Genomic DNA, 22,362 nt, shown 5'->3' with positions numbered 1-22,362 from the left:
ATTTTTAGCCATATTTTTCTTTTAACAACACTTCCAAAATTATCACCAAATAATTTAAATACATAAAGTCATATTCTTTCACTTTAAGACAAGAGATGGCTCAATAATGCTGTTCCTATTTTTTAATTTTTATATTTGTTAACTCATCTATTTAACTAGAATAGTCTGTTTTCAACCTTATGCATCAAACAATCTCATATTCTTTAAGCTTTTTAGAGAAAAAGCACCTATCTACTGTGCTTGCTATTAGTCAACAACAACTAGGGGTAGGTTTTCTAGACCCAATATTGTTAGAAACCTATTTAAAAGCAGCGAATCAATTCTGCCATATTGTTTTACACAACGATCAGGTCATTGGCTTTTCATTAATGGAAATTTCCCATAGAACGATAGTGGCTCAAAAAATGAAACAAGCAGAACAATGGTTTTTAGATTACTTCAAAGACTACGACTATATTGGTTATCGTTCTCTAACGGCTGTGGATCGACGTTTTGAAGGCAAAGGAGTTGCTAGTTTTCTGGTAAAAAATGGCTTACAATTTTTATCACAAAAAGTACCCGTTGTTGTTTGCGATGCTTGGAAATCAGCAAACACTCATATTGGTTCGATTTTAGAAAAAAATGCCTGTCAACCACTAAAGGAAGTTCCTCATTTTTGGGCAATGGAAAGCATTCAGCATAATTACGAATGTAGTATTTGTGGTACGCCTCCTTGTCAATGTACTGCTATTATCTACGCTCGTTTTTTTGATAATAATAACACCAATACTCCCCATAAGAATAGACAGAACTACTGGTGGGAACGTTCGGACTTGCATTATCAGAAAGGCTATTTAAATTTTGCTACTACCAATCTTGTGGATTTTGTTAAGAACAAGCCAACTCCATTTTATGTCTATAACATTCAACGTATTTTAGACAAATACCAATCTCTATCTGCTGCTTTAAATCCCCATGCTATAGCTTACAACATTTACTATGCAATGAAAGCCAATAGGCACCCAGCCATATTAAGTCATTTAAAAGCTCAAACTAATATTGGGATTGATGTTTGTTCTCCCAATGAATTAGACTGGGCGATTCAACATGGCTTTCAAGAACAAGAGATTACTTATACTGGTACTTCTTTGTCACAACAAGACTTAATTGTTTTAACACAACATCCTCAAATCAAAATAAACTTTGATGCTATTAGCCCCATTCGACGCTTCATTCAATTAAATTCTAATCAAACTAGAGCAATTGGTATTCGAATCAACGCAGATATTGGCATGGCTTACAAACAAGATTTGGAATATTCTGGCAACAAGATTGTAAAATTTGGGATTTATCAAGAACAATGGGCAGCTTTAAAAGCACTTATTGATTCCTCCAATTTGGTCGTAACAACGGTTCATTGCCATTCAGGTTCTGGATTTTTAAGTGATCAATTACAACGTTTGCCGCGTATTTTTGATGTAATTGATGCTTTTATTGAGCTTTTCCCCACTGTTGAAGTTTTAAATCTAGGAGGCGGATTGGGTGTTCCACAAAATCAAGGCGATCAAATTCTAGATTTGGACGAATGGGCTTCTATTATTTGCCGCTATGCCGCCAAAAAAGGCTTGCGATTAGCTTTTGAACCTGGTGACTTTTTGGTCAAAGATGCAGGAATATTGATTACCCAAATAAACACCATTGAAGAAAAGAAGGGCAAATACTTCGTTGGCATTGACACAGGCATGAATATGAATAATGAATACGCCTACTATAAAATGAACTTAGAGGCAGTTCCTCTTATCGCTCCCAAAAGCAACCAAACGTTTAAAGCCACACTAGCAGGAAACATCAACGAACCTATTGATCTTTTTTCGGAAGACAAGCCACTAACATTTGTAGAAGAGGGGGATTATTTAGCACTCCTAAACAGTGGTGGTTATGGCGCTTCTCCAAGTTCCAATCATTGCATGAGGGGCGGTTTCAAAGAATACATACTTTACCAAAAAAATTAAACATAACACAACAAAGCAAAGACGATAAAACAATGACTTACAAAGCTTTAATTCCATTCTCTGGCGGTATTGACAGCACAGCAGGTTTGTACCTAACCCTAACACGATATCCTAAAGAACATTTCCTTGTTTTTAAAGTAAATCTAATTAATGGCGAATGTGCCAGCCGAACCGTAAAAGAAGAACAAGCCGTTCATCATATTCTTGACGAGTTGAGAAGGATGGGAATTCAGAATTTTACATTCAAACGACTCTCTTTTGACTATTCTCAATTGGGTCCTCCTCCTATTTGGGATAGCGAAGCCGTGAATTTTGCAGCGGCAACTTGTTTGCGTGCGCATCCAGAAATTTCAGAAATGGTTGAAGGAGCGATTGCAGACGATTATTTGCAAGAAGGCTTTCAAGACCGATTGGATCAAATTGAAAAAATATTATACTTGGTTAGCGAACAAAAAAAAGAGGATTTTAAAATAGTTTTTCCTCTTAAAAATATGTTTAAATACGAAGTTATGAAAGCCATTCCACCCAACATCTTAAAGCTAACTTGGTCTTGTCGATATCCAGAAGGAGCTGCCAATTGGGAATTAAAACGCTGTCATAAGTGTTCTACTTGTGAGACAATAGATGCTGTGCTAAAAAAACACCCCGACGAATTTCGTTTTTTACAAGACAGTTGGCTCTGATAACCACACCAAAACACCCCATTATGAAACGCTTATTCCTATTTCTCTTTTTTTGTAGTTCTCTATCTCTTTTTGCCAATAACTATGAGCCTAAAGACGTTACCGAGCTACAAGCTCAATACAACTTACTAATTGATTTGCACAATGAGCAAAGTATCTCTGAAAGTGTTTTTGAAGAAAAAACGGCTTATTTAGAACGCTTGGCTACAGAGAAGTTTCAAGTTGATATAGAAGGTTTGGAACTTCAGCAAATTGTTCCTGCTCAACGAATTGACTGGATTGGGTCAGCGTTTTACGTCATATCGGCTTTATTATTACTGGTTATTCTCGGTCCTTTGCTAAAAATAATCTTAACACCTTTAGGGAAGATTATCAAAGCACTTATTGATCACAAAACAGTTCAGCAACTTATCCATGTAATTCGTACTTTCGTTCAAAAAACATGGGAACCACTGGCTTATCTAAGCCTCTTGTGTTTTTTGTATGTTGTTCACAACGAATATGCGGTTTTGGTTACTTCTTTCCTATTGGGTTCTTTGGTTTCTTATAGCATTTACAAACGAAGAGGAAAAACAAAAGCTACTGTATATCGCACCATTGGCTCTTGGATTTTAACCATTTTATGGGGGTTGATTGCCTATTTTTTTAACAACGCTTTTGTTGGATTCATGAGTGTTTCTTCATTTATTTCAAGCATCGGTTTCTTTTTTTTCATGGACTCGGGACTGATTATGTTAGGTTTCAAAAAAGACGACACTCCGTTTGTTTTAAAATTAACACTATTCACATTTGCACTGACACTTTTATCATGGTTAATTTTTTACACCCAGTACATTCCTACTTTAAGTGCTTTAAAAACACACCTGCGTGTCTTTGAAACAGGAATGACTTCGTTGATTCCTATGGTTTCTTTTTTAGGACTTTTCTATATTAATTATATTTATAATTACAAAGACAACCCTATAAAAAAAATAGTGACCGAAACCATTGCCTTGGTTGCTGCCCTAAGTGTTTTAGCGATTGCATTGGTATACGGTATTGGTAGTATGTTCTGGATTGGATTGTTATTTACAATATGGTTTTCTTGCGACAAATTCTATTTCTTTGTCTACAAAAAAGTAGACTTTGTATGGGCAGGCTTAATTTTAGCTGCACTTTTGGCTGGCGCAGGTTACTTTATCAAAACCAATCTACCTATGATTATGGAATATTTAAAGTTTTTAGACTTGTAAACAACTACCCAAACACTAGCAAACTACTACTTCTGTTATGATTATAAAAAAGAAAAGACCATCCACAAGGATAGTCTTTTCTTTTTTAACAGCATTTGGGAAACGAAAATGATGCGAATTATTTCATCTCTAACTTACCTACATGAAGTGGATTTCCTGTCGCATCTAAAATTCTATAAATGTACATACCAGCAGGTAAATTTTCGCGATTCACTTGAAGTCTTTCATTCGAGTTGAATTCTACTTGTTTTACCTGTTGACCTAATACATCATAAAGGGCAAAGTTCAACACTTTTTGTTCCTCTGCTTCTACTAAAATAGTAGTTTCTTCGTCCATTGGATTTGGAAATACTTGAACCAATAGTCCATTACTACCAACATCTGTTGCATCCAATATCTGCAAATCATTCTCTCCTTCTAGTCCATCAAGACCATCATTCACTTTAGAAACTATCGAATTGTTATTTCCGCCAGAATGAGTCGTAAGAGAAGAAGGAGCATTACTAGCACAATGACGAATATTTACCCCTACCAGTCTATGGTAACCAACTGTTGTCGTTCCTCCACATCCAACAGGAACATTCATTACTTCTAGATTATAATAACCACAATCATTTACCGAAGGAGTGAAATCAACTGTTGCTATAGAATTGCTAAAGTTGCTTGGAATAATATTGCTACCTGTCAACACTGTTCCTGTTGTAGGACTAACCAAACGAACAGACAACATAGACGAACCTTGTGTAAAGTCAATATTTGCTCCAGACAGACGCAATCTCAACTGACCCGCTGTCGGTGATGGATAAGGATAGACGCTATACAATACAGGATTCAATGTACTACTTACGGTTACAGCATTATTATAAGTTAAAATATTATTTGAACAAGTATTTGGAACATAAACTTCCAAATCATAATTTCCACAATCATACGGCATTGAGTTAAAGTACGCCATAACTTCATTAGTTGAAATTGGTGCACTGAAAGAAGATCCTACTCCCGCTCCTGTTACCGTATTTCTCAACATGAAATACATAGACGATCCTTGAGTAAAATCAATTCCTGTTCCCGAAATATTAAGGACTAATGATTGTCCACCTTGTGCTGGAGACGGGCTAGAAGTTACATTCGTAATAACCGCTGGAACATTTTGAGCATTTACATACAAACCATCTTCAAAGCAAACTGGGCAAGTATTTGGTGTCTGCTCTACACAAACATCATAACTTCCACCACACATATAATTAGGTGTTGTGTAATTAACGGTTACACTATTGGCTGAAACATTACTAGCTGTCGCATAGAATCGTTGACCATTAGATTTTCTAAAATAAACAAGTAAACTTCCTTGTTGAAAATTAACCCCTGTTCCTGAAATAGTAATTGGTAATGTTTGCCCTGGAGTAATAGTATCAGGGTTGACCATTGTAATTTGTCCCGTATTTCCAATAACATCAAACGCATTGGGCATCGTAATGGCACAAGAATTACTACCCGGATAGACAATCACATCATAAGAACCATTGCAAGTCCCTTGAGGTATATTTACATCAACTGTTATACTATTCGATGTACCGCCTGGATTGGTACTAGGGAACAAATAATTGCCCGTAGCTGGGTCGTAAAAATACACCCAAGCAGCATTGCTTCCTTGACCAAAATTCATATTTGTACCTGATATACCTACCGTTAGGTTTTGACCTACCGTTCCTACATTAGGGTTAACAGACGTAATCTGACCACAAGAAACACTAAATGCATTCGCATAAGTCATTTGCCCATTTGCAGGAGTAGTAACAGATAAATCTGCATTGCCACATACACCACAAGGCACATAAAAAGTAACATCCATATTGGTATTCGTAACTGTATTCAGATCTACTATACCATGTACACTAGTACTACCAAATATAGCAGCAATATAGTTAGCACTTCCTGCTGAAAAGTTTGTTCCACTTCCAGAGATATTCACAGTAAGCACTTCCCCCCCTCGAACTGGATTTTGGCTAGGAACAACCGAGGTTATTGATTGTCCTTTTAATAATACTCCTCCCCAACAACAGAGGAAAAGTATTAACAGTATTTGTTTCATAATTTCATATTTTAATGGTTTAAAAATTTGTTTAAAATCGGGGTTAATCTATTAGATTCTTCTTCTGTAATGGCCTGCTGTTCTTTTGCCACAAAAAGCAAATCTAGATGAATTTGTTGTTCGTAAGTTCTGTTATATTGATGCGCCTGTTCATGCATTCTTATTTGCCACTTTTCGTCTTTTCCAAACTGTTGTATAAACGGCACAAGAGATTGCAACGCTTCTTTCTCAGCCAAAAAACTTGCATAACTAGCACTGATTGCTTTCAAAAATTGTAAAAACTGACTATCTTGATAATTCTTGGGCACACAATTACCAATATATTTTATCGCTTTTTGAATTTCTTTTTGATTGTACGCTATTGCAGCCATATTCATATTGGCATCTGGAAAATGAGGAGCAAAGTGCAGCACTTGTTCAAAGTGCTTCTTAGATGCTTCAATATCCTGCAATCCAAAATAAGTAGTCGCTAAATTATTAAGGGTATGAATATGATAAGGATGCACCGCATTTGCATTTTGATACGCTACTAAAGCTTCTGGAAATCGTTTTTGCAAGTACAAAGCCTCTCCTCTATAACAATCAATAGGTGTTGCAGATGGATCCAACTCATACACCCAAGGATTGATAGATTCTAGCGTCGCCAATACATTCAAATATTGTTGTTGGCTTCTAGCACCTAGCGCTACTTTCAGTTGTCGTTCAAACTGCCACCTTTTGGCTGAAAAAGCCACTCCTAATACGGCTAACAATGGCAATACATAAGCAATACTGCCTATAGACTGAAACGATTTTTTCTTATTATTTTGATTAGAATATAATTGTTGGTAGGTGCTGATAATATATGCAATAATCACGCCACTCCATAGCAAATGTATAGGGCGTTCTTTAGGAAAATCAAATAAACTAAATAACATAAATGCAACCAACCCTGCTGCCATTGCTATGGTTATGGCATACGTAGTGCTATGTTCCTCTTCTGTGGTTCTTTTTAATACTTGAGTGGCATAATACAAAGCGCTCAACAGAATTAATAAGTAGGCAACCAACCCTAGTATCCCCATCTCACTAGCTACCCACAAATAGTCATTATGAGGTCGCTGAAAAAAGACTTCCCCTTGTTCTGATCGAAGTCCTGCTATATTGTATTTCGGAAAATGTATTTTCCAGTTTCCAAGACCAACACCCCTAAAAGGACGTTCTTTAATCATCTCGACGGTATTATTCCATAGCAACAAACGCTCTTTGATGGTTTCGGTATGCTCATTTTTAGTATCTTCATAGGTAAACAATGCCTGAATTCGCTCTACGGGAGCATTGGCTACATTATTTTGACTGCTTAAGAACCAAACAAGCCCAACACTTAAAGCTAAAACACCTCCTCCCATTAACCAATAGCGTGCTTGTAAAATTAGGTTGCGTTTAGCACTCGTTAACAAAAGGCAAATCAATGCAAAAAATGAGCCTCCTCCCAAAGCTAGCCATGCTGCTCGGCTTTGTGTAATCAAAATTAAGAGAATACCTACTCCAAAAACTAATCCTGCTAGTAGCTTCCAAAATCGGCTATTTTCCAACCGAAAAACAATAAAACTAAAAGGTAGGCTCATCACCAAGCCTGTAGCCAAAAGGTTTTTGTGTTCAAATGTTGAATTGACAAAATACAAAATCTTATCTTCCTCCAAGCGGTTAAAAATCGAGGCAAATTCTTTTAGACCTATAACTTCTACAACCAGCAAAGCAACAATACTCGCTTTCATAAATAACAATAAGCTCCCTTTTTCTTTTAGCAAAAAGGAGCTTAACCAAATAACATTTAGCCAACCAACTAGCTTTAACCATTCCCAAATTCCTTCGGATAAACTAAGTGTTCCTCCCAAAGAACAAAGCCCTATTAGTAAATAGGCAGTTAGGCTCATCCCTAAAGGATTAGAAAAAAATTGCTGTGTATGTTCTAAAAAAGTCTGTCTTTCCTTTATTAACAAATATAGGTTGGTGCAAACAACTGAAATTAATAAAAATGTGACGCGAGGAATAGACACAGCATCTACCAAACTACCATATGTCATTATTAATGGTAATAAAAGTAGCATACCAGCCCAAACCCTTTGGGATAATAGCATGTAGTAAAAATTATTGTTAATACGATTTAAAAGTACCTCTTCATCATAAACGCCTCAAAACGGAGTAAACACATTGCCTCAGTTCTATATTATTTAGTCTATAAACTTGTGATATTTTAATAAGCATTTGTTACTACTAGGCACTTATAGATGCTCTACACAGAAAATATAATTCAATTTCGAAATTGCATTCTAGTTAAATCATTGATTTGCTACTAAATTATTTTATTTACAAAAATATAAAAGAGCTAACAAACCTTATATTTATCTACATTTGAGGCTTTTACACTGTGTTCAAAATACAGTACAAAGATAATCTATTCTAATAGGAGAATCAAGATCTATTTGTTGTTGAAGATGTTAAATTTATTCCTTCTGAAAATACTGCCTCTACTCCCATAAATATAAACATTATTAAAATTAGTACTTCGTGGATTTTTTAGTTTTTTTTGTAAAAAACTAAAAAAGCATCTTTACATAATTTTGATTATCAACTCTTTAAAGAAGCAAGCAACAAAAACATATTCTATTGATAATCAATGGCGAAGCCCTCACACGGTAAACTGATGCGATTTTCCCACGAAGTAATTAAAAATGTAATTGAAAAACAAAAATGCTAATTTATTTACTAGATAAAATATTTAATATATATATGTATTGATTTCAGATCAATAACCAACACCACTTAACTTAAAACTACTCGACTTTAACGCTTTTATGCTTCTATATTCACTAATTTAGTTTCCCTTTGTCTCAAATCACTAGCTTGAGGCTAAGATACATTTATTACTAATAAGCTAAAAAAACATATTTTTAACTTTATCAGAAATCAATTGTAAGTTCAGAACAAAAGAAACAAATCTAAAAAACTAACAATCAAACCAATAAGAGCCAATAATTAAAAGTCATTTTTCAGCAAAAAAACTATTCTAATTTATAATATACAAATACTATCATAGCTACATTCTACGATATTAATACTGCTGCCTAAAATCCATAGCGCACGTTTCGGGTTGTTGTTTTCAAAACAATCGCCTAAATTTACTTTATGAAAGAAACTATAAATTATCAAAGAATAGAAAAGGCCATGCATTACATGGTACAGCACCTAAACGAGCAACCCAAAATAGAACAAATTGCTGCACATATACACTTGAGCAAGCATCATTTCCAGCGTATGTTCAAAGCATGGGCGGGAATTTCTCCCAAAAAGTTCTTGCAGTACTTAACGATACAAAGTCTAAAGAAAGAAATCGAAAGCACCAAAAACATACTAGAGTTGACAGAAAATATTGGTTTGTCTGCTCCCTCTAGAGCTTATGATTTGTTTGTTAATTTTGAAGCAGTTACACCAGGAGAATATAAACAACAGGGCAAAGGATTAACCGTTTTTTACGGTACTCATACAAGTCCCTTTGGCGATTGTTTTTTAGCTATAACGCAACGAGGAATTTGTGCATTAGATTTCTTAGATGACGACAAAACCTTTCGACTTGCCCAATTGCAACAACGTTTTTCAGCGGCTAAGTTTCAAGAAGCCCCGCAACAAATAGCTCCTTTGATAACGCAAATTTTTTCTCCCCAACCTCAACAATCCATGCCCATCTTACTCTCTGGCACTCCCTTTCAAATCAAAGTTTGGGAAGCTTTGCTCAAAATTCCTTTTGGAGCTGTTCGATCTTATCAACAAATCGCCCACCTTATTGGCAATCCTAAGGCAAGTCGTGCCGTAGGGTCAGCAATTGGTCAAAACCATATTGGCTATTTAATTCCTTGTCATCGAGTCATTCGGTCTGTAGGCGCTATTAGTGCCTACAAATGGAACAAAACACGCAAAGCTTCTATATTGGGCTGGGAAAAAGCTCGTTCGAGCGCAACCGATGATGCTTTGACTTAAATAGCCTGCATCATTTGTTCGACTTCCTCTACTGTCTTTTTCTTAAAAACAGGTTTCACCCCTTGCAAACTCTTTACTGTTCCTTCTTCCACAAAGACCTCCATACTATCTCCAACTACCCTAAAACCAATCAATTTAATAGCTCTATTGGCGGGAACTCGTAAGGCTTTAAAATTTTCTTGCATAGGAAACGCTTCTAATAAAGCTCTAAATCCACCTTCAAACAGAACAAGTACACGTGTATTTTGCGTATGCTCTGTAACAATTTCTAAATCCATAACATTGCTTTGATTTATAAATCGGTCGCAATTAATCCATCCTACGTTTTGAATACGCATGGCATTACTATAAATATCAACAACATCGCTCGGAGTCAAAATATTGAGTTTCGTTTTCGCTTCCAAGAATTTTTGCTCCATCTCTAAAGTTGCCTTTTCTTTTTCGCAAAAGCGAGTAATTAAAGGAAGCGTTTTAATCTGTTTGCGTTGTAACTCTTCATCAACTTTTGCCAATTTATTGTAATTATAAAGTTTTTTAACGATTGTTTTCATCGTTCGAATTCGGCGCAACTGATAAGGTCGCAAATTACCTTCACTATTCACTCGATTATACATATTCGCTACTCGGTAACGATTGGTCCTAAATTTTGAAGGATTAAAATTCCAATGAGCAGAATAATTTAATATTTTTTTTCCTAGCTTGTCAGACCAACATATTTCCACTAATCTAGCCTCTTCCTCTGTAAATTTCCTCAAACTTGTATTATGGAGTGTCTCCTGTAGTTCTTGAATAACAGCAGTTGTATCGTATGTTGTACTACTAATTTCTTGTTTTATATACGCTTTTCTTGCGGACATCCTTCCATTTCTTTGTCGAAATTGCCGACTAAAGCTATGCAATTGATAATAGGTCGCTAGATACTCTGCAAGATCAAAATTCGTCAAATGATCATACATTTCTTCTAGTACTATACGCATATTATCGTTATACAGACGATATTTCAAGACGTTTTTTTCATGCGTTGCCAAAGCTCGCTCGTAACGAATGCTATCCCTTCTATAATCCTTTTTTTTCTTTTTGTTGTACTGAACTTTTTTACGATATTTTTTTTGAAGGGCTACGTATTTTTTACGAATCTTTTTCTTGTAATTAACATCTGAGATATTTGTTGTTTGAGGCATTTTTGTACTCAAAACCTCTTTATTAGGTTTCTCTACTATTTTAAGACGAGGATATTTAGGGATTCGCTTTCTAAACCGTGGTTGATCTATTTCTTTGGGCAATTTTCGATTCCAAACAGGTACTTCTTTCAGCCCAGTCAAACTTTCGTTAAAAAGACTTTTTTGATACCTACTATATTCCCCTTCAAGCATTCTTCCACTCCACAACAAATTACCTTGATTATTGGATAAAACTTGCTGATTCGTAGCCACCCAATTGACCGTATTGGTCGAAGAATCTACTATACCATTAAACGTCTGCATTTCAGGCAAACTTGCCGCTGTGCTCGCCATCGCTGCTGTAATTGCTGCCCCTTCACGAATTTCTAAACGGTTGCCTGCTGTATCTTTAGCTTCTATAAAAAGCATACCTCCTGTTTCTAATAACCTTCCATCAGATACGGTACTCAAATTTTGAAATAGCATATCGCTATAAGTATAAGCCTCTTGCAACAAGAACGAAATTTTTCCATTGACGATATTTCCTTCTTGATCAACAAAGCAGTTCATAGGAATTTGCAGCACTGTTCCTTTTTTGCCCTTTATCACCGCCCCTTCCGAAGCATTGATAGTAAACTGTTGTTGAAATTGTACAGGATTTCGATTAAAAAAGCTTTCAATCGTAAACGCAGGTTCATTGAGAATTGCTTTACTAGAATCATTTTTTAGTGGCAACGCCCAATACTCTATTACCACACGACGATTCTCAGCTCGTTGAATAGCTATATTTTTATCTGGATTCAAACGCAGCTGTTGAAAAGCTTGAATTTCTATTTGCTCGGTTAAAACAGTTTGTGTTTTTAAGTATTCTTGAACTTCAGTCGTCCTTCTTTTTGCCAAAGCTGCATTCAATGTTGGGCTACCTACATCATCGGTAAATCCTTGTAAACGAAATCGAGTATCATCCGAAATCGGTATTTCTTGTAGAAAAGTCTCTAAAGTTTGGATTGCAGCAGCATCCAATGTAGCATTTCCCGAAGCAAAATAAACGACACAATCCTTATGCTTTTTTAATCGTAAGGCATCTGCCTTTTGCCCTAAGGCACTCTCCGTATAAAAAACACTACACCAGCACAAAAAACAGATTAAACAATATTGTTTCATAGTTGGGGATTATTTGGTTTAGAAAAATTCATTACCTCTTAAATACATTTAAAAGACTACAAGTTCAATACCTTAAGCAAAGAGCCTTTTGCCTTTTATCCTACTGCACAAGCTCACTTTACTAACAACGCTGTCTTAACTCCAATTAGTTGGTAACGATTACTAATTTAACATACAGTAGGTAGTATTTTAAGCTATCCCCAATCCATTAATTTTATAGGTTTTCCTCTTTTTGTTTTTTTTGAAGTTGCTTTCTTTCTATCAATTTATAAGTATATCCACCTAACAATCCCAAAAATCCAGCAATCAAGGCATCTGTCCAAATCATGCCTTGTGCTTCTTGATAAGCTGGTATTCGAAGCAAAGAAAAAATTAAAGGTGGTCCATAAGTAAATATTGATCTGAGCATTTTTATTTTTTTTATAAGAAAAGTCAATTCACTTGCCCAATAATAACACCAAAATCGCCCTCCTCCTCTATCCAACCTTGGCTTGGCAAGTACATTTTAGAAACAAAACCATCCAAATATAGGGCGTTGTTACAACCGTGGTTTTGAAAGAATTTGGCAAAGGTATAGAAATTTATTTCCTTTGTAGACATTCCAAAAAGTAAATTTCCATTAGGCAAAACTCCTACTCCATTCCGAGTATTAACATTAGTAGAAGTGGCGTTAAACTGAGGGTGTATTTGCCCATCAATTAAGAGCATCGGTCCCGATTGGGTAGCATAAATCAGGCTAGAGTCCGTTTTAAAATCTATGGTTGTAGAAATATAACCGTTCTTGTCTTTGTCAATATAAAACACACCATTGGGTTGCAAATAAAAATTGCCATAACCTCGATTCTTTCGATCTATCGGTGTTATTTCGTTGCCCTGCTCAATATACAAGCCATTTGGTTCTCCCCCCTTTTTATACATACCACCATTCATAGCAAAAAGAAGGCGCTCTCCTTTTGTTGCCAATTCTTCTCGAAGTCGTTTGTAGTTTTTATAACGTACCCCCTTACTATTCTTATAATAAAACTGAATGTGCTTGGGAGCGACTTCATAATTCAAAATATCGGGATACGTGTTTTCTTTTGAAGAAGGTGGACTAGAACAATTGGTTGCTATCAACAACCAAAAACATCCAACCATACTTACCACTAAAGATTTTTTGATATATTTCATTATAATAGCATCTTTATCAAATAGTTTGCACTAAGGTAAGCAATCTTTCAAAATAAAAAGAGCCGCCTCCAAAAGAAGCAGCTCTAATATTATACGTTTGTTTACAACGAAACGAATTTAGTTCAACAACTCATAAATTCCCGCAATACCTTGACCACCACCTACACAAGCAGTAACCATACCGTATTTCTGACCACGGCGACGCATTTCGTTGAATAATTGAATACTTAATTTAGCTCCAGTACAACCTAGAGGGTGTCCTAAGGCAATTGCTCCACCATTGACATTGACCAAGTCAGGGTTTAAGCCTGCCTCTTGAATAACTGCCAATGACTGAGCTGCAAATGCCTCATTCAATTCTATTTGCTCAATATCGCTTAGTTTCAAACCAGCATAGCTCAATGCTTTAGGAATAGCCGCACAAGGACCAATTCCCATATACAAAGGATCGACACCTGCTACCGAACAAGAAACCATACGAGCAATTGGTGTTAAGTTTAGATCTTTGACCATTTGTTCACTCATAACCAATACAAATGCTGCTCCATCTGACATTTGAGAAGAATTACCAGCCGTCACCGAACCTCCTTGCGCAAATACTGGACGCAACTTGCCCAAACCTTCTACCGTTGTCTCTCTACGCACACCTTCGTCCATACTAACAGTCCACTCGCTTTCTACTCTTTTGCCATCAACAACTTTTACCTCTTTAACATTAACAGGTACGATTTCATCATTGAATTTTCCGCCATCAATAGCAGCAGCAGCTTTTACGTGTGAATTGTATGCAAATTCATCTTGTGCTTCACGAGTAATACCGTATTTGTTGGCAACAGCTTCTGCTGTCAAACCCATTCCCACGATATAATCAGGATTATTCAAACCTACTTCGTAACTTGGTGATAGTTTGTATCCTGTCATTGGAATTAGACTCATACTTTCTGCTCCTCCAGCAACGTAACAATGTCCCATGCCTGCTTTAATTTTTGCTACAGCCATAGAAATAGTTTCTAGACCTGAGGCACAATAACGGTTTACCGTTACTCCAGGAACTGGCTTGCCCAATCCACGCAAGGAAATTTGACGTCCAATTTGTAGCCCTTGCTCCCCTTCTGGATTCGCACAACCTACAAATACATCGTCCACAGTATGTGGATCAAAATCAACTTTATCTGCCAAATATTTCACTACTTCTACCGCTAAATCATCAGAGCGGAAGAAACGGAAACCGCCTTTTTTGGCTCTTCCTACTGCAGAACGATAGCCTGCAACAATATATGCTTCCATTTTTATTTTATTTTTCAGTTGTAAGCCATAAGTCTTGCCCTATACACTTACAATTATTTTTTTGATAATGATTGTTTCTATTTTAAAGCCATCTTTTAGATAACTCAAAACACATCTTTCAACTAATAGTACAACATCACTTGATGTTCATTCTAATCCCCTATTAGTTTCTTAGTGGTTTGTTTTTCTCCAACATGTGCTGAATACGTTGCAATGTTTTCTGTTCACCACACAAACTCAAGAATTCTTGACGTTCAATATCCAATAAATATTGCTCGGATACTTTTTGTGCACTTGTTAGGTCTCCACCACACAATACACTAGCCACTTTCTTCGCAATCAAAATGTCATGGTCAGAAGCATATTTTCCTAAACGAAGGCTTTCAGCAGCAACATACAAAGCACCCAATCCTCCACGACCTAAAACTAAAATTTCATTTTTAGGAGCAGGTTGCGTATAATTGGGAGCCAATTCTAATACTTTTTTCTTTGCTTCACCCAATGTTCTAGAAACATTGATACTCACCTCATCAATACCTGGGCGCAAGTACCCCATTTTGAACGCTTCACCTGCTGAAGTAGCAACAGAAGCCATTGCAATGGTTTTAAATTTCTCGATTAAGGTAGGAATTTGTACATCGCCAGGTCCAAATTCTTGGCTAGCACGCAAAGCAAATTCTTTTGTTCCACCACCACCAGGGATCAAACCAACACCAACTTCTACCAATCCGATATAAGACTCCGCAGAGGCAACGACAGCATCTGAGTGCATCGAAAATTCACAGCCACCACCAAATACATATCCTTGAGTAGCAATAACAACAGGAATAGCAGAGTAGCGAATACGCATACTTGTTTTTTGGAACACATCAATCGCCATGTTCAACTCATCCCAATCTTGCTCGTAAGCCATCATCGCAATCGCCATCAAGTTAGCGCCCACAGAGAAATGTTCAGCATTGTTACCAATTACCAAACCTTTCCATTCTCCCTTCTCAGCAATTTCAATTGCTTCGTGTACTCCTCTAATAACACCTTCTCCCAAAGAGTTCATTTTTGAACGGAACTCAAAGCAAAGAACGCCATCACCTATGTCATGCAAAGCAGCGTCTGAATTTTCCCAAACAATAGAAGAAGAACGAATGTTGTCCAAAACAATAAACTCTTCTGTTCCTGGAACTACTTTGTAAGACTTAGATTCGATGTCATAGTATTTCTGAACGTTGTTTTCCAACTTGTAGAAAGAGTCGTGTCCAGCAGCAACCATATCTTTTACCCATTGCGCCACTGTTTGACCATCTTCCTCAGCCATTGCAATACCTTCTTTGATACCAACCATATCCCAGTACTCAAATGGTCCTACTTTCCAAGCAAAACCTGAACGCAAACCATCATCAATAGAATACAAATGATCGGCAATTTCTGGAATTCGGTTCGATACATAAGCAAACAATCCAGCCAAAGAGCGTTTTACCAATTGAGCAGCAGGAGAATCTTTGAATTTATCGCTACAGAACGTACGAATTTTCCCTTTCAAAGAATCTACTTGCTTAACAGCATCTAACACAGGTAGCTTAACACGTTGTGTTGGGGCATATTCCAATGTTTTAAGGTTCAATCCTAGTTTAATTCTACGACCACTCGCATCTTTTTCTTTGGTACGTTCGTAAAATCCTTTCTTGGTTTTATTACCCAAAAAGTTATTCTCCAACATGAAGTTCAAGTAAGCTGGCATTTTAAAGGCACTAGCCTGCTCATCATTCGGACAGTTATTAACAATTCCTTTGATTACTTTTTCGGCCGTATCCAAACCTACCAAATCTCCTAGAGCAAATGTTCCTGTACGAGGACGACCAATTGCATCTCCTGTCAATTTATCTACTACCTCGATTGGTAAATTCAATTCTTCTGTTAATTGGAAAATTTTTGCCATCGCATACACCCCAACACGGTTGGCAATAAACGCAGGTGTATCCTTACACATTACAGCACGTTTACCCAAATAACGATCGGCATACATCATAAAGAAATCCAATACTTCAGGGTCTGTTTTAGGACCAGGAATAACCTCGAACAAACGCAAGATACGTGGCGGGTTGAAGAAGTGTGTTCCACAGAAATTTCTTTGGAAATCTTCACTGCGTCCTTCCGACATCATATGGATTGGAATACCTGATGTATTAGACGTTACCAATGAACCAGGTTTGCGATATTTATCCACTTTTTCAAAAATCTGCTGCTTGATATCCAAACGCTCTACAACGACCTCGATGATCCAGTCGCAATCGCTGATTTTTTCAAAATCATCGGTGAAGTTACCTGTTGTAATTTGTGCTGCTGTTTTCGTATCATAAAATGCAGATACAGGCTTACGATTTTTGATAGCAGTTTTTAAGGCAGCATTAACAATACGGTTACGTGCTGCTGGGTTGTTTTTTTCTTCTTCTTTTAGATCAAATGGTACGATGTCTAACAACAATACCTCAAGACCAATGTTAGAAAAATGGGCCGCAATTCCAGAGCCCATTACTCCAGATCCTAATACGGCTACTTTTTTGATTCTTCTACTCATCCTTGTTTAATAATTTTAGAATGGTGTTAAATAATTAGTAGTTCGTTGATTTTTTACTTTTTTACCAAAAAGACAAAAAAGCACACTTATATTAGTTTGATAATCAAATTTTTAACGCAAAATGCAATAAAATTATAACTTGTTAATTATCAAACTAATAAAGTTTTTCAACGAACTATTGAAATAATAATAGTTCATTGAATTAACGCCCTACTTATCTAAATAAATTAGATACTTGCCCGTACTTGTAATATTGTAGCAATATGGCGTTCTATTCATTGCTTCTTTGGGTGTCTCATCAAAAAAGCATCCTATGTAAAATTAGCTGTTAATTAAAATATACTAATTGGAAGATTCGGGGAAATGATTATGATTCATTTCTACTGTCTTCTCGAGTCTTCAAATTAATACATATTACACAACAATTCAATAAACTTCTTTCTTTTTAATATTATTTAATATTACAATAATTTATAACCTTATCAAACGTTTGTTCGATTCATTTTCAAAAAAAGAAACAAGTCTTTTTTTTATCTTAAAACTCTCTTTTTTTTACAAAAGCCTTATTCTATGTGTTACACCATTAAAGACAATAAAGACCAGCAATTGTTCATCTAAACAGCATCTTATCTAACAAACATTTAAGCCCTTTCGTGGCTATTTTTTCAATCGATCTAGGACTCGCAAACAAGCAGACTTTAACAACTCCTTATCGTCATATAAGCGCATCATCATCAAGGCACCTTCTATTTCCATCACACTCTGCTTTGCGAGCTCCAAGGCAGTTTCTTCCTCATGATTTTCTTGATACAAATGTTGAAATGTGGCAATCCAATCGGAGAAAAAGCCTTTCAAAAAATTTTTAAACTCCATTTTATTACTAATACTCTCTAGGGTCATATTCCCAAATAAACAACCTGCTAAGTCTTGTGTAATAATTGGCTCTTGTTTTTTGAATAATTTTATAAATCGCTCCTCTGCTGATAAGTCCTTCTCGTAAGCGATCGAAAATACTTTTTTATTATAATAAGAATGTACCATTTGCAATACAGCTTGCATCAACTCTTCTTTGCTCTTAAAATGATAATAAAAACTCCCCTTTTGCAAACCGCAAGCCGCTGCCAAATCACTCATAGACGTTTTGTGGTATCCCTGCTTTCGGAACACCTCTATAGACTTTGCAATAATTTCATCTTTTGTTGTCTTTTGAACTGGCATAGTATTTCTTTGTTTTAGCCAAATCTACCAAACGTTCGTTTGAAAACCAAATTTAAAGGCAATTTTCTACCAAACGTTCGTTTGAATGCATATCATAAAGTAGCAACTATCGCTAGTAATCGTTACAATAAAAAAGGCAACAAAAAGTAAATTTCTGTTGCCTAAATAGCATTTTCAATATAATTATAGGGTAAAACTATTGCTGCTATTCTTTTTTAAAACCTTTATTCCTTCTGTTTCGCTGCCCCTTCTTAAAGATTCATCTAAGAAAACACAACTTTTGTCGGTTCCTATTCCCCAATTTGAACCAAAAAGATAGAAATATACTTGACAAAATACTATCTCACTTAATCACTCTTAATTATGAAACGTATTATTTTTATATTATCCCTATTTGCAATAGAGTTCAACCATGCCCAAACGCCTCCCGAACTAATTCAAAAATACGGCAAAGCCTTTCCTGAATATACGGAAGTTGCTATTGCCATCATCGAGGGAGATCAAGTTTCTTATTATGGATTTATCAAAAAAGACAGCATATTTGAAGCCAAAAAAAACAACACAGCCGTATTTGAAATTGGTTCTATTACCAAAGTTTTTACCTCTACCCTTTTGGCACATCAAGTCGTGAACAAAAAAATGCAGTTAAAAGAATTGGTCAAAAAATCATTGCCTTTTAGGTTAAAGGGCAATCCTAAAATTACATTAGAATCACTTTCCAATCATACCTCTGGATTGCCTCGACTGCCTGATAATATATTTTCGATGATGGTGAACAATCCTGACAATCCCTACAAAGGATATGATGAAGCGAAATTAAAAGAATATTGCACCCAACAATTGAGTCTCAAAACTGCCGTTGGCGAACGGTATGATTATTCCAATTTAGGAGCAGGTCTACTCGGATATGCTATTGCAAAAAAAAACAATCAAAGCTATGAAGAGCTGCTACAAGAGATTATTTTTACACCTCTAAAAATGACCCAATCTACAACGCGTCAAAGTCTTGTTCAAGAACAACTCGTCAGAGGCTTGGACCCTGCTGGAAAAGTGACTATTAATTGGGAGTTAGAAGTTCTAGCTCCTGCTGGCAATGTGCTCTCTTCAGTCCAAGATTTATCCAAGTTTATTATTGCTAATTTTGATGCGACCAACCCTGTTTTTCAATTACAACAAACCAAAACCAAAAACATCAATAAACAGATGGATCTTGCCTTAGGTTGGCACATTATCCATACCAAATCTGGTCACCAACTGCACTGGCACAATGGAGGAACAGGCGGTTATACTTCATCTATGGCTATTGATGTTTCAAATCAGAAAGGAGTTGTACTCTTATCCAATGTTTCCGCCTTTCATCCCAAGACAGGAAATATAGATACCATCGTTTTTGAACTCATGAAAACACTAGCAAAACAATCACAAAAATAAGACCTACTGTAACCAATTGATGCCTATCGGTTTCCTTTAGTTGTATATCTAAAGGAAACAAGGCTCATTCTCACCTATATTATTCTCAATCGATTTTTTATTCTATGCCCACAACTTGAGTGTGTTTCAACTTATCTTTTAGTGTTGGTGGTAATTGCAATGGAAATTCTTCTGGGCCTTTTCGGTTTTTGGACAAGACAATTTTTTCTAACCAAGGCATTTCTAACAACACCATAGGAAATTCGACCAATTCATTATCACTCAAATCAACGACCCTCAACGCTTTCAACTCACTAAAACTCTTTGGTAGTTCCTTCAAAAAATTAGCACTCAAGTCTAGTACTTCTAGTGCTTTTAATTGAGCAATTTCTTCAGGAATACTTCCTATTCGACAACCTGCGCAATTTAGTTTTTTCAAGTTCGTTTGTTCCAAAATCTCAATTGGGAATTCTGTTTTTTCATAATAAGCATAGCCAAAATAATCGTAAAGGGGCATGTAAGAAGCGTATGCTTGGTAAAAATTCAAGCTATTATCTTGAGTTAATTTCCGAATAATTTCATAACGCAAGGCGCTACCTTGTGGTTCGTAGTCAAAGGTATATCGCAAACCATTTCCAAAATTCTGATACAAGTACCAACCCATTCTAGTCCAGTTAATTTCAGTGCTCAATTTTGCTAATTTGATTAAATTCTTGCGCACATTTTTTTCTGCATTGTGTGCCGTAGAAACTAGCTTTGAACGGTCTGCCAATGCCTTTTGTACAGTAGCAGAACCATTAACTTTGAGCATCTTTTTAGCCTGTTCTCGGATTTTTTTATTCGTGACAGTTTTAGCAACAAAAAACAGTTCCGTCATCAAGTCTCTAGGAACACCACCTGTTTTTAACAACTCTACCCCTAATTCGATGCTTCCCTCGTCTTTACTCAACAACAGTCGTTTGACATTTTCTTTGTTCAGAGCCGTATCCGCTTCTTTTTCCAACAGATAAGGCGTGTCTTCTCGATTTAAAAACTGATTTAAATCTTGCTCTGTCAAAAAAGTAATCTTTTGATTTTCAACCCACTCAAAATTTTTAGGCTTTATTCCCAAAACAACATGTGTTGTTGATGGCGTTAATTGTGTTGTATAAGCAATTCCACTTTTTTTTAGGCGTGTTTTAATTGTTTTTTTCTTTAAATTCGTATCCCCAATCAGTAATACTTCGTCTCCCTGCTTAATTGGATTTTCAACCAACGTACTTCCTGGCCAATTTAACAAATATCCCAGCGCTCTACTTCTTACCACCTCATTTTGAAAACTTAAACAAGCCAATAAATCTTTAATCCCTAAATTTTCTTTAATTTCTTTTTTATGATCTGTAAACAAATGAAACTGTTTTTCTTTATCGACCATAGATAAAGAACTCTTGTGTAGAGCTTGCAAAAATTTCAAAAATTCAGTACTCGTTTTTGCTCGGTCAAAGCCTTTAATTCCTGAGACTTGTTTTAGGTTAAAATGCAAAATAATTTTAGGAATGTGGTTGAACTTATTCCCACGCAAATACAAATTTTCCAACTGCTGGCAATTGGCCAATGAGATTGGCAATTCTTTTAAACGATTGTTCTTGACATTTAATGTCTGCAAATGCGTTAGGGCTCCAATTTCGTTTGGTAATGCTTCCAATTCATTATCACTTATATCCAGCAATTGAAGTTTTTGCAAATGATTCACCCCTTTGGGCAAGGTCTTTAATTGGTTGTTTTTCAACAGCAAGGTTGTCAAACTTGGTAAACGCTCAAAGAAATGCTCAGGAAGTTCCTCTATATAGTTTTGCAGCAATTCCAAACGCCTCAAACCTTTAAAAGTCAAAACAATGGAAGGGATTTTGGTTAAATTGCACGCATTTAAGATCAAAATATTTTTCTTTTTAGACGCTTCAATTGCCTTTTCGATTTGTTGGTGGGTTCCATGCTCCAAAAATAAGCCTTTGATACTAGGGTGCATTTCTTCAATAGGAAGTAAGTGTTCAAAAAAGTACAGTACTTTTTTAGCCTCTAAAACCCCTGTTTCGATGTATGGATTTAGGTTGCCTCTAAACATATAATTAGGAGACCATACCGAACGCCCTTGCAAATGATTAGAAGGACTTGAAAAGTCAAAAAATTGCTTAGGAGCATAGATTTCTAACAAACCACGAAGTTCTTGGCGCAAGGTTTCGTCATCTGTGACAAAGTACATTAAATAAATCTCTGTCAAAGCATCTTCGCTCACGTAAGGTTGCAACAGTTGATAAGCCAGCTCTATATTTTCTACTTCTGCGGTTGCTAATAAATCTAATATTTTATAAGCGTACTCCATCCTTCCT

General features: G+C 36.1%; 14 protein-coding genes. 5 read left to right on the top strand and 9 right to left on the bottom strand.

Features of this window, described 5'->3' with window-relative positions:
• Window positions 1–179: 179 nt before the first annotated feature.
• Genes QP953_RS11230 through QP953_RS11220 form a run of 3 tightly spaced genes read left to right on the top strand, consistent with a single transcriptional unit; the run spans window position 180 to window position 3,906 of the window.
• On the top strand, window positions 180–1,991 hold the full coding sequence (locus QP953_RS11230; RefSeq protein WP_309555068.1) for a hypothetical protein: 1,812 nt from the start codon (window positions 180–182) through the stop codon (window positions 1,989–1,991).
• Window positions 1,992–2,023: 32 nt separating this feature from the next.
• Window positions 2,024–2,674 carry a 7-cyano-7-deazaguanine synthase gene (locus QP953_RS11225; RefSeq protein ID WP_309555067.1) on the top strand — a complete coding sequence of 217 codons (651 nt, stop codon included), beginning with the start codon at window positions 2,024–2,026 and terminating at the stop codon, window positions 2,672–2,674.
• 23 nt (window positions 2,675–2,697) lie between these two features.
• A complete protein-coding gene (locus tag QP953_RS11220; RefSeq protein ID WP_052597103.1) occupies window positions 2,698–3,906 on the top strand; it encodes a hypothetical protein in 1,209 nt (402 codons plus the stop codon).
• 118 nt (window positions 3,907–4,024) lie between these two features.
• Here QP953_RS11220 and QP953_RS11215 read toward each other — a convergent pair whose 3' ends face one another.
• Window positions 4,025–5,998, bottom strand: coding sequence for a T9SS type A sorting domain-containing protein (locus QP953_RS11215; RefSeq protein WP_309555066.1), 1,974 nt, complete (start codon window positions 5,996–5,998; stop codon window positions 4,025–4,027).
• A gap of 11 nt (window positions 5,999–6,009) precedes the next feature.
• On the bottom strand, window positions 6,010–8,118 hold the full coding sequence (locus tag QP953_RS11210) for an O-antigen ligase family protein (protein WP_309555065.1): 2,109 nt from the start codon (window positions 8,116–8,118) through the stop codon (window positions 6,010–6,012).
• Between the two features lie 1,048 nt (window positions 8,119–9,166).
• Between QP953_RS11210 and QP953_RS11205 the strand changes: the two genes are divergently transcribed.
• A complete protein-coding gene (locus QP953_RS11205) occupies window positions 9,167–10,015 on the top strand; it encodes a methylated-DNA--[protein]-cysteine S-methyltransferase (protein ID WP_052597098.1) in 849 nt (282 codons plus the stop codon).
• Here the strand turns inward: QP953_RS11205 and QP953_RS11200 are convergent.
• The 6 genes from QP953_RS11200 to QP953_RS11175 form a co-directional block, all read right to left on the bottom strand.
• On the bottom strand, window positions 10,012–12,339 hold the full coding sequence (locus tag QP953_RS11200) for an OmpA family protein (RefSeq protein ID WP_309555064.1): 2,328 nt from the start codon (window positions 12,337–12,339) through the stop codon (window positions 10,012–10,014). The two genes, QP953_RS11205 and QP953_RS11200, sit on opposite strands and share 4 nt — an antisense overlap.
• A gap of 214 nt (window positions 12,340–12,553) precedes the next feature.
• A complete protein-coding gene (locus QP953_RS11195) occupies window positions 12,554–12,748 on the bottom strand; it encodes a hypothetical protein (RefSeq protein WP_052597094.1) in 195 nt (64 codons plus the stop codon).
• Between the two features lie 23 nt (window positions 12,749–12,771).
• Window positions 12,772–13,509 (bottom strand): phosphodiester glycosidase family protein, encoded by a 738-nt coding sequence (locus tag QP953_RS11190; protein WP_309555063.1) that lies wholly within the window; start codon window positions 13,507–13,509, stop codon window positions 12,772–12,774.
• 117 nt (window positions 13,510–13,626) lie between these two features.
• Complete coding sequence (locus QP953_RS11185; RefSeq protein ID WP_052597092.1) at window positions 13,627–14,796, bottom strand: thiolase family protein; 1,170 nt, start codon at window positions 14,794–14,796, stop codon at window positions 13,627–13,629.
• 163 nt (window positions 14,797–14,959) lie between these two features.
• Window positions 14,960–17,368 carry a 3-hydroxyacyl-CoA dehydrogenase/enoyl-CoA hydratase family protein gene (locus tag QP953_RS11180; protein ID WP_052597090.1) on the bottom strand — a complete coding sequence of 803 codons (2,409 nt, stop codon included), beginning with the start codon at window positions 17,366–17,368 and terminating at the stop codon, window positions 14,960–14,962.
• A gap of 657 nt (window positions 17,369–18,025) precedes the next feature.
• Window positions 18,026–18,586, bottom strand: a complete 561-nt coding sequence (locus tag QP953_RS11175) for a TetR/AcrR family transcriptional regulator (RefSeq protein WP_052597088.1) — start codon at window positions 18,584–18,586, stop codon at window positions 18,026–18,028.
• A gap of 363 nt (window positions 18,587–18,949) precedes the next feature.
• Here QP953_RS11175 and QP953_RS11170 point away from each other — a divergent pair, with 363 nt between their 5' ends.
• A complete protein-coding gene (locus QP953_RS11170; RefSeq protein WP_309555061.1) occupies window positions 18,950–20,017 on the top strand; it encodes a serine hydrolase domain-containing protein in 1,068 nt (355 codons plus the stop codon).
• 97 nt (window positions 20,018–20,114) lie between these two features.
• Here the strand turns inward: QP953_RS11170 and QP953_RS11165 are convergent, their stop codons facing one another.
• Window positions 20,115–22,355, bottom strand: a complete 2,241-nt coding sequence (locus QP953_RS11165; RefSeq protein WP_309555060.1) for a leucine-rich repeat domain-containing protein — start codon at window positions 22,353–22,355, stop codon at window positions 20,115–20,117.
• Window positions 22,356–22,362: the final 7 nt, after the last annotated feature.

This window comes from Aureispira sp. CCB-E, from assembly GCF_031326345.1.
In the GTDB taxonomy this organism is placed as follows: domain Bacteria; phylum Bacteroidota; class Bacteroidia; order Chitinophagales; family Saprospiraceae; genus Aureispira.
The sequence above is the reverse complement of the archived record's forward strand: the minus strand, read 5'-3'. Positions and strand labels throughout refer to the sequence as shown.

Coding starts and splice junctions, on each gene's coding strand:
- QP953_RS11230 (WP_309555068.1), top strand. CDS start 180: ATGCATCAAACAATCTCATATTCTTTAAGCTTTTTAGAGAAAAAGCAC.
- QP953_RS11225 (WP_309555067.1), top strand. CDS start 2,024: ATGACTTACAAAGCTTTAATTCCATTCTCTGGCGGTATTGACAGCACA.
- QP953_RS11220 (WP_052597103.1), top strand. CDS start 2,698: ATGAAACGCTTATTCCTATTTCTCTTTTTTTGTAGTTCTCTATCTCTT.
- QP953_RS11215 (WP_309555066.1), bottom strand. CDS start 5,998: ATGAAACAAATACTGTTAATACTTTTCCTCTGTTGTTGGGGAGGAGTA.
- QP953_RS11210 (WP_309555065.1), bottom strand. CDS start 8,118: ATGCTATTATCCCAAAGGGTTTGGGCTGGTATGCTACTTTTATTACCA.
- QP953_RS11205 (WP_052597098.1), top strand. CDS start 9,167: ATGAAAGAAACTATAAATTATCAAAGAATAGAAAAGGCCATGCATTAC.
- QP953_RS11200 (WP_309555064.1), bottom strand. CDS start 12,339: ATGAAACAATATTGTTTAATCTGTTTTTTGTGCTGGTGTAGTGTTTTT.
- QP953_RS11195 (WP_052597094.1), bottom strand. CDS start 12,748: ATGCTCAGATCAATATTTACTTATGGACCACCTTTAATTTTTTCTTTG.
- QP953_RS11190 (WP_309555063.1), bottom strand. CDS start 13,509: ATGAAATATATCAAAAAATCTTTAGTGGTAAGTATGGTTGGATGTTTT.
- QP953_RS11185 (WP_052597092.1), bottom strand. CDS start 14,796: ATGGAAGCATATATTGTTGCAGGCTATCGTTCTGCAGTAGGAAGAGCC.
- QP953_RS11180 (WP_052597090.1), bottom strand. CDS start 17,368: ATGAGTAGAAGAATCAAAAAAGTAGCCGTATTAGGATCTGGAGTAATG.
- QP953_RS11175 (WP_052597088.1), bottom strand. CDS start 18,586: ATGCCAGTTCAAAAGACAACAAAAGATGAAATTATTGCAAAGTCTATA.
- QP953_RS11170 (WP_309555061.1), top strand. CDS start 18,950: ATGAAACGTATTATTTTTATATTATCCCTATTTGCAATAGAGTTCAAC.
- QP953_RS11165 (WP_309555060.1), bottom strand. CDS start 22,355: ATGGAGTACGCTTATAAAATATTAGATTTATTAGCAACCGCAGAAGTA.